Source organism: Undibacterium sp. Ji49W (assembly GCF_049340205.1).
Classification (GTDB): domain Bacteria; phylum Pseudomonadota; class Gammaproteobacteria; order Burkholderiales; family Burkholderiaceae_D; genus Undibacterium.
This window is the reverse complement of sequence record NZ_JBMPOW010000030.1, coordinates 1-12,825: the sequence shown is the minus strand read 5'-3', so window position 1 is coordinate 12,825 and position 12,825 is coordinate 1. Positions and strand designations below refer to the sequence as shown.

The window sequence follows — 12,825 nt, the reverse complement described above, 5'->3', positions numbered from 1 at the left end:
TAGTAAGAAAGCAATGCAGTAAGAAAGTATACTGTCTTTGCAATCTGAAGCTGAGTGGTCATTCCAGGCCGCTCAGCTTCCACAATAAATTCATGTCTTTAAATGACATGCAAACCTATTTCTTGCGCAACACCAGCACACTCCTGGCATGCGCGCTTACATCCTTCGTATCCAGATATTGCTGCACATAGTTTCCCGCTACGAACCCTGCTGCCTGATCATTGTAATGCGCGTCAAACCAGACCCCGCTCTGTCCCACAGGGTTGATGCCGAGCGACTTGCTGGCATCGGCAAAGTCTATCAGTCGCCGGGTTGAAGGGCCGTAAGTCACTTCCCATGGAGCCGGACCGATAGGGCCGGACAGATTGTTTGGCACTTCCCGCCCACCGGGTGCAGCGAAGGGACCGACGTTGAACAATTTATCCAACGGCTTTTGTTGCGACAAGGGATGCTTGTGTGTCAATGTATGCGCCCTGCCCCAGGTCCATTGCTTGCTGTCAGCACCAAAAGTATTTTGCAGGTGGATGATACTGTCGCGCCATGCAAGACGGATGATATCGTCGCGGCTTTCCACCGTTGGTGTTTTGCGGTTATCCCACCAGGGAGAATGTTCATCCGCCAGCAAGCGTGGCAAGGCCATATCCAGCGCACGGGTACGCAACAGATTCTTGAACTGTACTTCACCCAGTTCATCCGCCATGGCGGCAAAACTTACCTGGTACAAAAGCTGACTGAAGATCACGGGTGCCACGCTGTTGATCTGGTAACTGCCATCCCATTTTTCCAGTTGATCCAGCAGGCGGCGGCCTTCGGCATCGGTGACTTGCCGGTGTAAAACAGGCAGCAGGTTTTTCAATAGCTGTGGACCATAGTCAGTGCGGGTATCGAGTTGCAGGGCCTGGCTGTTCTTGGTATCCCATTTGATGCCGGGTTTGGCCAACAGATATTCCAGCCTGCGCGCCCGTTCTGGCAGGTTGTAATAACCGGGAATGGCAAAATTAACCGAAGGCAAAGGCTGCTGATTGGCTGAGACGATAAAGCCACGTTCTGGATTGATCTCATGCGGGTTGTCAGCGAAGTCATAATAGCCTGGCTTATCGGCCTCGGCAGTGCTGCCATCCAGGATGAAACCCGGGTTCACCTCTGCCGGGCGTCTGACCAGTTTGGCCGCAGCCCACCAGGCAATATCGCCACTGGTATTGGCCCACAATACATTCAGGCCGGGCGCATGGATTTTGCTGACGGCCTTGCTGGCCATGGGCTGCGTGCCGGCACGGTTCAGCTCATAAAAAGCGTCCAGCACTGGGTTTTCTGTTTCCAGAAATGCCCACCACATGGCCACCGGATTATTGCGGAAATTATCCCGAAATGCGTCGGTGATGATAGGGCCGTGTGGCGAAGACCGCAGTTGCAGGCGTACCGGATCACTGCCTTTGACCTTAATGATTTCTTCGCGATTTTGCATGTCCACCCACTGCCCTTTGATCCAGACCTGGTTGGCATTTTTCGGGTTTACCTTTTCAGCAATTAAATCCAGATCATCATTCTGGAACATGGTCAGTGTCCAGCCAAACTGGCTGTTATGGCCAAGCAGCGCAAACGGGTTCAACACCTGATGGTGCCCATACAGTTCAAAGCCCGGCATTTTCAAATGCGCTTCATACCAGACTGCGGGGACCGAATAGGCAATATGCGGGTCACCCGCCAGCAAAGGTTTTCCACTGACAGTTTTGCTACCCGCCACCACCCAGGCATTGCTGCCTTCCAGTTGCGGCAAGCCGAATTCCTCCAGCGCTTGCTGGCTGGTGGTGGCAATGCGCTGTAAGCCATCCCAGTCCGACTGGCTTAATTTGGGGCCAGATTTGATGACACCCTGCGGATACCATGACAGATCAAATATGCGCAGATAGTCTTGCCCCAACTGGTCACGTACCTGTGTCAACACCGGTTCGGTGCGAAAGGCTGCGGCAAAGCTGTAGGCCATATAGCCAGAAACGGCGATGGTGTCTTCCGCAGTAAACGGGCGTTTGGGAATACCCAATAAATCAAATTCCAGCGGGGCGGCATGGCCAGACTGGAATTGATTGATGCCATCCAGATACGCATTCAGGGCTTTTACCGGGGCGGAATTCTGATCCAGCTTTGCCGCATAGTCTGCCGCATGCTTGCGTATGCCCAGGGTGCGGAACAGGCGGTCGGTATCGACCAGCTTGGGCCCGAGGATTTCTGCCAGTTCGCCACGTGCCAGGCGGCGCGCCATTTCCATCTGAAACAGACGGTCTTGCGCATGCACATAGCCTAAGGCACGATACAGGTCGGCTTCATTTTTTGCTTCGATATGCGGCACACCACGTTCATCATATTGCACGGTGACTTTGGCACTGAGGCCGCTCAGTTCACCAACACCTGAGCGCTGGACCCGCTTGCCGTACACGTACACCGAAACAGCGATCAGCGCGATGATGATCAAGCCAACCAGTAACAGCAAACTCCATTTCAACAGACGTTTCATCAGCATCTCTCATTCCGGGTATGTTTGCTGATTTTACACTTCTATGCCCGGACTCTGCCGTGATCGCCTTTTTACAAATATAAATCCCGTTTGATCTGGCGCATTTGCTGGTCATAACGGAATTCCCATGCACGCAAATCATCGATGCGTCTGCGGCTGCCGTTCAGGAATTCTTGCAGCTCGCGGCGTTCACGTTCGCGCTTGCGGTCGATGTTGGCATTGTCTTCGGTTTTAGGGCGATTTTTATCATCCTGATCGCGCTTGATATCCTGCTCTAGCCTGCGTAACTTGCGTTCGGCATCGGCATGGCGATCTTCATGTGCCAGCAAATCGGCATGTGTCTGACTATATTTTCGCGACAGTTCTTCATAATCCTGCCCACCCAGCATGGCACGACGCAAATTACCCTGCATACTGATATTGCATACCTCAATTGCCATGCCTTTATTTTCACGGCCCCAGTTGAAGGCATTGTCGACCGTGCAGTAACGTGCATTCTGGCTGATCCAGGCCTGTTCATAGACATCGCGGGTCTGTGCAATCACGAAAACATTGTCACGTCGCGCATTGGCCATGCGCTGCTCCAGCTGGTTGGGATGGCCATAGCCGTCGCTGTTACCGGCATCGGTCCAGTATTGCAATAATCTTTGTTCCCATTTTTGCTGGTATTCAAGCTCGAATATTTTAAGGCCACGTCGTTTGGCATCATCGCGACGGGTATGGATATCACGTCCGCTGACTGCATCATTCCAGCCCAGGTTCTTCCAGTATTCGACGATCTCGCGATTCCAGCCCACATGGTAAGCGTCTTCACGCACTTGCAGGCCGCTGGCTGTGGCCGTCCTGACTCTGGCAGCCAATTCACTGTCGGGTATGCCATCATGCGCATCCTGATAACCCAATTGCTGCCAATAGGCGTAATTGCCATCGGCCCAGCCGCGCTGGTAGCTGGGGGCCTGGAAGCCGATTGCCGCACCCGACCTGGCACGGGATGCTTCTTCGCTGGCATTGCGCCCGGCCTTGCCATCCTGCAAACCGGTCTGGTACCAGTAATCGGCATTGCCTTGCTGCCAGCCTTGTTCATAAGCGGGACGGTTCAGCGGCGTGCTATTGCGTCCTACTACATCTGATTTAACCTGGGCATCAAAATAACTGATGGCACGGGCATTACGACCGTCTTCCCGCCCTAGCCGTGACCAGAAAATCTGGTTACCCTGCGCCCAGCCCTGTTCATAATTGCTGGCAGATTCCGCCTTGATCTTGTCGCCATCGATCAGCGAGCAAAACCTTCGCCTGTCATCAAAACGCTTGTCCAGCCCTTCTGCCCCATCTTTACTGCCGATAGTGATCCAGTCACCCAGCTTGCAGTCATTGACGCGGTTAACGGTCGATTGACAGCCGCTTAACAAAAAACTGCAAGCCAAAACGGCTGCCAGGATGACACGTTGACCGGGTTTTGATATAAGGTACATAGCAATAATGACTTTAAATGATGATGTTTTAAGCGACGATGCAGTATCAACGCATTTGCTTTACATTTGTTGACAAAGCCCATCACAAACATGGCAGAACATCTTGCCAGACAAGCCATAAACCTTTGCCACAAGGATAAAAAGAATGGTCTGCGCTATTGATTTTGACCAGGCCGACATCATCTATTCGCTTTGCTATTGTTTAGCTCACGCCTGCCCCCTATTCTGGACTACGCATGACCACCTCCCCTACCGGCACTGACATTTCCCAGCGCAGCAGTCTGCAAACGCTGAAAGGATTGTTGCCCTTCTTAAGTCCGTACAAGATGCAGTTTGTGCTGGCCGGCATTGCCTTGCTGGTGGCGGCTGGCGCGACCCTGGCTATTCCCTATGCCTTCCGCCAGATGATAGACCTGGGTTTTGGTGGCGGCGATCATAGCATCAAGCATGTGGACCTGACCTTCATTGCCCTGTTTGGCGTCGCCTGCGTACTGGGCATCGCCACTGCAGCCAGGTTTTACATGGTGTCCTGGCTGGGTGAAAGGGTGACGGCTGACATACGCGACGCCGTGTATTCCCACGTGGTGACGCAAAGCCCGGAATTTTTTGAAACCACACAGACCGGTGAAGTGCTGTCGCGCCTGACCACTGATACCACGCTGATACAGACCGTAGTCGGCACCAGCATATCGATGGCCTTGCGCAATTTCCTGCTCTTCCTCGGTGGGCTGGTGATGCTGTTCATTACCAGCCCCAAACTGTCATCCATCATTATCGTCACGCTGGCGGTAGTGGTGCTGCCAATCATCCTGTTTGGCCGCCGCGTACGAAAGCTGTCGCGCGATTCGCAAGACCGGATAGCCGATGCGTCAGCCATCGCTGGCGAAATTTTAAATGCCATGCCTACGGTGCAAGCCTTTACCCATGAACATATCGAAGCACAACGCTTCTCTGGCTCGGTGGAAGGTGCCTTCAATACTGCCATGCGTCGCATACGCGCACGATCATTGCTGACGCTGATTGCCATTCTGCTGGTATTTGGCGCCATCGTATTTGTATTGTGGCTCGGCGCGCATGCCGTTATGCAGGGCCGCATGAGCGGCGGTGAACTTGGTCAGTTCATTCTGTACGCATCCATTGTTGCCGGTGCCGTCGGCGCATTGTCCGAAGTAATGGGCGATGCCCAGCGCGCTGCCGGGGCGACCGAGCGTTTGCTGGAATTGATTGAGGTGCAGTCACCGATTCAGAATCCGGCTCCTGACCTGGCTTTGCGTCTGCCAGCCAGGGCTGAGCATGACGCCAGTGGCGCTGCACTGTCATTGCAGGGACTGGAATTTTATTACCCTTCACGCCCCAACACTGCTGCACTGTCTGAGCTTGATCTGGATATACGGCCAGGCGAAACGGTGGCAATTGTCGGCTCGTCTGGTGCCGGCAAGACCACGCTGTTCCAGATGCTATTGCGTTTTTATGATCCACAGCGAGGTGAAATACGTCTTGATGGTGTCAACATCCGTCAACTAAGCCTGCACGACCTGCGTGCCGCCATCGGCATCGTGCCGCAAGATACCATTATTTTTTCTGCCAACGCCATGGAAAATATCCGTTATGGCCGCGCCGATGCCACAGATGCCGAAGTGATCGCCGCCGCCAAAATGGCAGCCGCGCATGAATTCATAGAAAGACTGCCGGAAAGCTATCAATCCTTCCTGGGCGAACGCGGTGTGCGCCTGTCTGGTGGACAAAGACAAAGGATAGCCATCGCCCGTGCCCTGCTAAAAAACCCGCCTTTACTGCTACTGGACGAAGCCACCAGCGCGTTGGATGCAGAATCAGAACGTCTGGTACAGGGTGCACTGGAAGTGGCGATGCAAGGCCGCACCACCCTGATCATTGCACACCGCCTGGCGACCGTGCAGCGGGCAAACCGCATCATCGTCATGGAACATGGGAAGATTGTGGAAACTGGTACCCATGCCTCACTGGTCGAACAAGGTGGCGTGTATGCCAAACTGGCGGCGCTGCAATTTGATTTGCACAAGAACGAAGAGTAAATCTGGTAAGCTCGGCAAGTCCGGCAAGTCCGGCAAGCCCGACCAGACGGGAGCCTGCCACGTCAGATTGCAGGCTCCTGAAGCTTTACAGCGACGGCCTGTTTTTCCAAAGTCACAGCAACTGCATGCAGGATGCGCTGCGAAAACCCTGCATCATCCACCGCACGCGCCAGCATGACCGCTCCTACCATGCTGGCAAAAGCTGCCATCGCCTGATCTTCTTTTTCCGTTTCAGTATCTCCCGGCAATAGTTCTGCCAGCACAGCAATCAGATCATGCGCGCCTTTGCTGGCGGTCTTGCGCACGGCCTCACCCTGCCTGCCCATGTCAGAACCCAGTGCTGCAAGCGCACAGCCACGGCCGGGTGCATCGCGATGCGCTGCCGACAAATAGTCTGTGACTATGCGTGACAGGGTCGTTTCTGGCGATTCTGATTTCCATCTTTTCCATCTGTCTGCGGAACGCCCCAGGCTGCGAGCGCAGGTCTGCACAATCAAATCTTCTTTGGAAGAAAAATTTCCATAAAATCCACCATGGGTCAGGCCCGCCCCCTTCATCAGGTCAACCACACTGACACCGTCAAAGCCCTGCTCACGAAATAATTGCGCTGCTACATTCAGAATGCGCTCGCGATTTTCGTTTGCCTGCTCTCTGCTGACTTTCATTACGGCCTCCCACACAAGAAATTGTCTTGACATTATAAATTATGACCGTAATATATACAATCATGATGGCCATCATCTATAAATAAAAATGCATAAACCTGCATGAACCCGCGTGAACCTTTGATTGGTTTTTCAGCATTTGCTCACCACCCATTACCGGAAACCCATATGGATACTCAAAGCAACTTTGTGAACAAATACCCGGCCGTCTGGCTGGTATTGTTAGGCACGGCCGGCACCTTTGCCCTGAGTATGGGCGCACGGCAAAGCATGGGCTTGTTTCTCAGTCCTATGAATACGTCTACCGGCCTTGGCGTAGGCAATATCAGCCTGGCATTCGCCTTTGGTCAGTTATGGTGGGGTTTGACGCAGCCGTTTGCCGGGGCCATTGCCGACAAACTGGGAGCTGGCCGCGTGTTATTCATTGGCCTGATATTGGTGGCACTAGGTACCTTTATCACGCCATTGATGACCACCACCGCTGGTTTGATCTTTGCGATAGGCATATTGGCGGCAGGTGGGGCCGGCATGGCCGGACCAGCTGTGCTGATGTCAGTCGCTACCCGCATGATCCCGGCAGACAAGCGCGGCCTGGCCACTGGCATCATTAATGCAGGTGGCTCGTTTGGCCAGTTCCTGATGGCGCCACTGGCAGTATGGCTGATGAGTCAGTACGGCTGGAATAATGCGATGCAGATTCTGGGCCTGGTGGTGTTGCTGGCGCTACCCGCTGCTTTTCTGTTGCGTGGCACACCTGTGCAAAACACAACTGTCGGGCACGTACCAACCAGTACCAAAGAAGCCATCTACAGTGCCCTGAAAAACCCCAGTTACCTGATGCTGGCAACAGGCTTTTTTGTCTGCGGTTTTCATGTCGCTTTTCTGGCTACGCACTTGCCGGGCGTGATCAGCCTGTGCGGCTTGCCGCCAACCTATGGCGCCTGGTCACTGGGTATATTGGGCCTGTTCAATATTGTTGGCAGTATTTCCATGGGCCTGGCAGTGAGTCGCTGGCGCATGAAATCCCTGCTGTCGCTGCTGTACGCGACACGCGCCCTGGCCATCATCGTGTTCTTGCTGACACCCAAGACTGGCCCCGTCGTACTGGTCTTTGCTGCCGTCATGGGTCTGACTTTCCTGTCCACAGTACCACCCACAGCCGGCCTGGTCGCCAAGTTCTTTGGCCCGACACACATGGCCAGCCTGTTTGGCATCATCATGCTGGCACATCAACTGGGTGGTTTCCTGGGAGTCTGGCTAGGCGGCAAAATCTTCGAAGCCAGCGGTAACTTCAACCTGGTCTGGTATATCGATATCACGCTGGCAGTCGGTGCTGCCTTGATACATTTGCCGATAGAGGAAAAACAATTGCAACTACAGGCAGCATAAGTACAACTCAGTAGAACTCATTTCATAAATAGGGACTGTTGAATGTGAATGAATGCTGATAAGGCATGGCAACTTCAACAGTCCCTTCCAGAACGCGATGATAACTTGGTGACATCTGTCATAAAATATTCGACTTACAAGAAATAAGCTTTCAAATCGGTGAGATATAGCCACATTAGCGATATTTACACCCCATAAGCATAATTTAAAGCTCCAATACCAGCACTTGCATGTAATCAACAGGCAAAATACTGGTCTATAGATGTAACAGTTGTCATTTCATTGACATTTTCCTTGACGCTGCAAAGCGCACTTGCGTACACTCTCACGATCCTGCAATCCACGTTGACCATGGTCGATCAGACACACTATTGCCTATGAAACGATTCCCCCTACGCTCTTCATCCCTGTTTGCTGCCGCGCTGCTCAGCTACGTTGCGCCACAAATTTGCCTGGCTGACGCGCCACCTGCATTCGCGCTGGCATCTGCACCGGAAACCATTGCGCCCGTACCAACGATAGCGACAACACCCACCGCTGTCCCAGAAATGTCGCTGCCCAGGCCTATGGCGGCAGAAATGGCAACAAATACAGGCACGCTTGAATATACAGAGAAGAATGGTGACTTGTGGAACAGAATCCGCACCGGTTACGCCATACCCGATCTGGAAAATCAGTTGGTCAGCAATCAGCTGGCCTGGTACAGCACCCGCACTGACTATATATTGCGCACCGTGCAGCGTGGCTCACGCTATCTCTACCATGTGGTCGAGGAACTGGAAAAGCGTGGCATGCCCACAGAACTGGCGCTGTTGCCTTTCATTGAATCCGCTTTCAACCCGCAAGCCATCTCCACCGCCAAGGCAACCGGCATGTGGCAGTTTATGGCGGCAACGGGACGTGATTTCAACCTGAAACAAACCATGTTCAAGGATGACAGGCGCGGCGTGCTGGATTCTACCGATGCGGCCCTGAATTATCTGGAAAAACTGTACGGCATGTTTGGTGACTGGCAACTGGCACTGGCCGCCTACAACTGGGGCGAAGGCTCGGTGCAACGTGCCATCAAGAAACAGCAGGCTGCTGGCTTGCCTATCGACTTCCAGAGTCTGTCGGTACACATGCCGAACGAAACAAAAAATTACCTGCCGAAGTTGCAGGCGGTTAAAAACATCATCGGCCACCCGGAACAATTCAGCCTGGCGCTGCCCAAGCTGGACAACCAGCCCTACTTTGTCACGATAGAAAAAACCAGAGACATTGACGTGCGCGTCGCCGCACAACTGGCAGAATTGCCGCTGGATGAATTTACCGCATTGAATCCACAATTCAACCGGCCGGTCATCACCGGAGACAGCAACACCAAGATTTTACTGCCGACCGACAATGCGGCACTGTTCAGGGAGAACCTGAGCAAATGGCAGGGCCCCTTGTCCACCTGGTCTGCCCATACGGTGCAAAAAACCGAACGCGTCGAATCACTGGCAGGCAAACTGGGGCTGAAACCAGAACTGTTACGTGAAGTTAACCTGATCCCGGCAAAAATGATGGTGAAGGCAGGTTCCACCCTGCTGGTACCCAAATCAACCAAGGCACCAGACAACGATATCTCGCTGGAAATCGCTGAAAAAGCCCAGCTGATCATGGAAAAAACTTCTACCCGCCAGGTCAGCTACAAAGTTGGCAAGCACGACAACCTAGCCGGCATCGCCAAACGCTATCGCGTCAGCATTGCCGACCTGAAATCATGGAACAACCTGAAGCGTGAGAATGTTGCCCACGGCCAGACTTTGCGTGTGCAGGTGCCATTCGTGACCCAGGTAGGCCAGCATACCCCACTGGCCACCCGCCATACTGCGGCAGCACCCCGGGTCGTACACCGCTCTGCCGCCCCAGTACGCAGCAGTGGCAAATCATTGATCGCGCATCTCAAGAACAGTCGCAAGAAGCATAGCTGACTCATTCAAGCTGGTTACATGCAATCCAATTGCATGTAACCATACTGGGGAGAGAGGCGACTAACTTTCCAAGTATTATTCTTTATTGCCATGCCCCATTCCCGCCTTTGATGGCACCCTTGCCTAATCTCACAGAAAATACTTGAGCTCGAATTTTGATCTTAGTTTAGTCATCTTATATTGCCCTTAATAACCTGCGCGTGAGTAAGGCGCTCATATCTCGTCTGGCATCGACAACAATATGGATATAAATAATATCCTGCCGCACTTCGTAAATAACCCGATTCATGCCAGATAAAACTTGTCTGTATTGTGTGAGGTTCAGCTTTTCAATTTCGTCTGGAATTGAACCCGTCTGCGGAAAATCTTGCAGATTACGGATAACTTCTTTTATCTTGGCATAGGTCGTGCGCCATGTGTCCAAGGAAAAGTCTTTTACTATGTAAGCTTTAAGCTCTCTCAGATCTTGTTCGGCCGAATTGAGTATGACGACCCTAAAGCCCATTAGTGATCTGCCTTATCCAGTTCAGCAAATACATCTTCGGCATCGCGAAATTTGCCTTGTTCAATTTCACGATTACCAAGTGCCAGGATTTTTAACAGTGCGAGCGTTTCTTCTTGTTCTTCAAAACTCTTGACGTCCATGACAACCAGCTTGGCTTCACCATTTTGCGTAATGAGCATAGGTTCACGGGTTTCCGTGATGTCTTTGATAATTTCAGCAGCGTGACTCTTGAGGTAGCTGATAGGCTTTACCTGAGTTGAAAATTTCATAGTCAAACCCCGATTGCAAATGAATGAAGACCAATTTTAGTCTTAATTAAGTCTCGAGTCCATAGACTGCATTTGTATTTTTACAATACAATGATATTTATTCTCAAAAAAAAGAGATGCCACGGCATCTCTTTTTTCATTGATCGTACTGACGTTTCAGTACCATCCACAATCACTTAGACTTATTTAATCGACTGATTGGCGTAGATAACCCAGTAACGTGCCAGATCTGCCGTGCCATCAGTGCCACGTACCGTCTTCAACATCTTGACCGCAGCGGATTTTTTACCCGCCTGAATGTAGGCCACGCCCAGGTGCAATTTGGCGTCATCTTCATGCTTCAGATTGTCTTTGGCAATGCCCTCTTCCATCATGCTCAGGCCTTTGTCAAACTTGCCTGCTGCCACATAGTTGTAGCCGATATTAAGCAGACCCGAGCCATCTTTGGCTTTTTTGGCTTCATCTTCGTTGGCTGCCATGGTTTTGTTGGCGTCATCCTGTGCTTTGGTCGCCATATCGCGCAAACGCTTGTGACGATCAGCATCCTTGCCTTCGCCCAAGACACCAGCCTTGTAGCCTGCATCAATAATCTTTGTTGCTTCCGCCGGGAAACCAGCCTGGATAGCAAACAGAGACATATCCATATAGTCAGCAGTTTTGGTGATCTGACCCAGGGCCAGCTTCAGGCGCATCAGATCCAGTTTCAGACGCTCGGAATAGCCTGGTTGCTTCTGCATATTATTCAGCAGGTTGACCCAGTATTCTTTCTTGCCATGGAAGGAAACCATTTTTTCCAGCGCGCTGGAATAAGTGGCCATGTCCTTGTTCTTCAATGCATCATTGGACAGGTATTCCAGATTGGTCAGGCTTGGTGTACGACCAGCTTTTTCATCCGCTGCCAGCTCAGCCTTGATTTCTTTCATGGCCTTGGCGCTGTCACCACTCTGTGACATCGCCTGGATCAGGTAAGGACGCAGGGAAGAGTCAGTACCGCCATCCGCATAATAGCGGTTATACCATTGCGCTGCTTTCGAGTAATTGCCTGATTTAAAATAGGCATTCGCCAGCACTTGTATCATCTGCAACTGCTCTTTACCTGGCAACTTATTGGCAGAAATTATCGTTTCAGCAGAACGGATAACCGAATCATTGTCGCCAGCAGCAGAGGCGATCGACAGGCGCATGCGCTCTATGGTGAAATTTTCATTGACTGACTTGCCACCAACGCTGTCCGCTTCATGAATCTTGGACAGCGCATCCTTGTATTTTTTCGCTTTGTACAACTCACCGGCCGCCTGGACGATACGACCGATTTCAGGACGCATGGATTCCTGAGCATAGGCCTGGTTTGCTGCAATATTAGTTAATTCTGGAGCGGCGGCAAAGCCAATAGCTGCAATCAGTACAGCGATACGAGACAAGCGAAGTTGCTTCATATGTTGATCTCTCAATCAATAAATTTAATAAACTTTGGGACTGCAGCTTCAGAAAAACCTGGGCTCAACCCGTGAATATGAAAAATGGCAGGGAAGCCCCCTGCCAATTTTCTATCATACCTTAAGAACTCAGCATTGATGCGCCGAAATCGTCTTGAAATGAATATTTGTCATTTCAGGAACTGCTCGTTCCCGACCATCCCGATCTTGGTCACACCCTTGCGCTGTGCTGCTGCCATTACCGCAGCCACCGATTTGTACGGTACCACAGCCACTGGACGCAAATGCACTTCTGGCTGTACTGCTGCAGTCGCGGCTGCCTGCAACTTGGCATCCAGCTCAGTCGGGTTGACTGCCACGCCATCCCACAATACCGTACCATCAAAGTCCACGTCGATATTAACTACTACCGGCTCGACCAATGGTGGTGGTGATGGACCTGTCGGCATGTTCAGATTGATCGCATGGTTCTGAATAGGAATGGTAATAATCAACATAATGATCAATACCAGCATGACGTCAATCAATGGCGTCATGTTCATTTCTATCATTACTTCCGGATCAG

The 12,825-nt window shown here is 51.9% G+C and carries 10 protein-coding genes; 3 read left to right on the top strand and 7 right to left on the bottom strand.

Annotated elements, in window-relative coordinates; translation table 11 throughout:
* Positions 1-115: 115 nt before the first annotated feature.
* Positions 116-2,512, bottom strand: a complete 2,397-nt coding sequence (locus ACO0LK_RS26010; protein WP_422980313.1) for a penicillin acylase family protein — start codon at positions 2,510-2,512, stop codon at positions 116-118.
* A gap of 71 nt (positions 2,513-2,583) precedes the next feature.
* On the bottom strand, positions 2,584-3,984 hold the full coding sequence (locus ACO0LK_RS26005) for a DUF2799 domain-containing protein (protein WP_422980311.1): 1,401 nt from the start codon (positions 3,982-3,984) through the stop codon (positions 2,584-2,586).
* A 236-nt stretch (positions 3,985-4,220) separates the two neighbouring features.
* Between ACO0LK_RS26005 and ACO0LK_RS26000 the strand changes: the two genes are divergently transcribed.
* Positions 4,221-6,038 carry an ABC transporter transmembrane domain-containing protein gene (locus ACO0LK_RS26000; protein WP_422980309.1) on the top strand — a complete coding sequence of 606 codons (1,818 nt, stop codon included), beginning with the start codon at positions 4,221-4,223 and terminating at the stop codon, positions 6,036-6,038.
* A 62-nt stretch (positions 6,039-6,100) separates the two neighbouring features.
* On the opposite strand, the gene ACO0LK_RS25995 is transcribed toward ACO0LK_RS26000, so the two are convergent.
* Positions 6,101-6,703: a TetR/AcrR family transcriptional regulator gene (locus ACO0LK_RS25995; protein WP_422980307.1), complete on the bottom strand. Its 603-nt coding sequence runs from the start codon at positions 6,701-6,703 to the stop codon at positions 6,101-6,103.
* A gap of 168 nt (positions 6,704-6,871) precedes the next feature.
* Between ACO0LK_RS25995 and ACO0LK_RS25990 the strand changes: the two genes are divergently transcribed.
* The gene (locus ACO0LK_RS25990; protein WP_422980305.1) at positions 6,872-8,092 is read left to right on the top strand and encodes an MFS transporter; all 1,221 of its coding nucleotides are present in this window, start codon (positions 6,872-6,874) and stop codon (positions 8,090-8,092) included.
* A gap of 377 nt (positions 8,093-8,469) precedes the next feature.
* On the top strand, positions 8,470-10,050 hold the full coding sequence (locus ACO0LK_RS25985; RefSeq protein ID WP_422980303.1) for a transglycosylase SLT domain-containing protein: 1,581 nt from the start codon (positions 8,470-8,472) through the stop codon (positions 10,048-10,050).
* A 175-nt stretch (positions 10,051-10,225) separates the two neighbouring features.
* On the opposite strand, the gene ACO0LK_RS25980 is transcribed toward ACO0LK_RS25985, so the two are convergent.
* The 4 genes from ACO0LK_RS25980 to ACO0LK_RS25965 form a co-directional block, all read right to left on the bottom strand.
* A complete protein-coding gene (locus ACO0LK_RS25980; protein ID WP_422980301.1) occupies positions 10,226-10,555 on the bottom strand; it encodes a type II toxin-antitoxin system RelE/ParE family toxin in 330 nt (109 codons plus the stop codon).
* A complete protein-coding gene (locus tag ACO0LK_RS25975) occupies positions 10,555-10,824 on the bottom strand; it encodes a type II toxin-antitoxin system Phd/YefM family antitoxin (protein ID WP_422980299.1) in 270 nt (89 codons plus the stop codon). Before ACO0LK_RS25975 ends, ACO0LK_RS25980 begins: the two co-directional genes overlap by 1 nt.
* A 182-nt stretch (positions 10,825-11,006) precedes the next feature.
* Positions 11,007-12,260, bottom strand: a complete 1,254-nt coding sequence (locus ACO0LK_RS25970; RefSeq protein WP_422980297.1) for a tetratricopeptide repeat protein — start codon at positions 12,258-12,260, stop codon at positions 11,007-11,009.
* A gap of 170 nt (positions 12,261-12,430) precedes the next feature.
* The coding region (locus tag ACO0LK_RS25965; protein WP_422980295.1) for an ExbD/TolR family protein at positions 12,431-12,825 on the bottom strand (395 nt) is incomplete at its 5' end.

Coding starts and splice junctions, on each gene's coding strand:
- ACO0LK_RS25975 (WP_422980299.1), bottom strand. CDS start 10,824: ATGAAATTTTCAACTCAGGTAAAGCCTATCAGCTACCTCAAGAGTCAC.
- ACO0LK_RS25980 (WP_422980301.1), bottom strand. CDS start 10,555: ATGGGCTTTAGGGTCGTCATACTCAATTCGGCCGAACAAGATCTGAGA.
- ACO0LK_RS25985 (WP_422980303.1), top strand. CDS start 8,470: ATGAAACGATTCCCCCTACGCTCTTCATCCCTGTTTGCTGCCGCGCTG.
- ACO0LK_RS26005 (WP_422980311.1), bottom strand. CDS start 3,984: ATGTACCTTATATCAAAACCCGGTCAACGTGTCATCCTGGCAGCCGTT.
- ACO0LK_RS25995 (WP_422980307.1), bottom strand. CDS start 6,703: ATGAAAGTCAGCAGAGAGCAGGCAAACGAAAATCGCGAGCGCATTCTG.
- ACO0LK_RS25970 (WP_422980297.1), bottom strand. CDS start 12,260: ATGAAGCAACTTCGCTTGTCTCGTATCGCTGTACTGATTGCAGCTATT.
- ACO0LK_RS25990 (WP_422980305.1), top strand. CDS start 6,872: ATGGATACTCAAAGCAACTTTGTGAACAAATACCCGGCCGTCTGGCTG.
- ACO0LK_RS26000 (WP_422980309.1), top strand. CDS start 4,221: ATGACCACCTCCCCTACCGGCACTGACATTTCCCAGCGCAGCAGTCTG.
- ACO0LK_RS26010 (WP_422980313.1), bottom strand. CDS start 2,512: ATGAAACGTCTGTTGAAATGGAGTTTGCTGTTACTGGTTGGCTTGATC.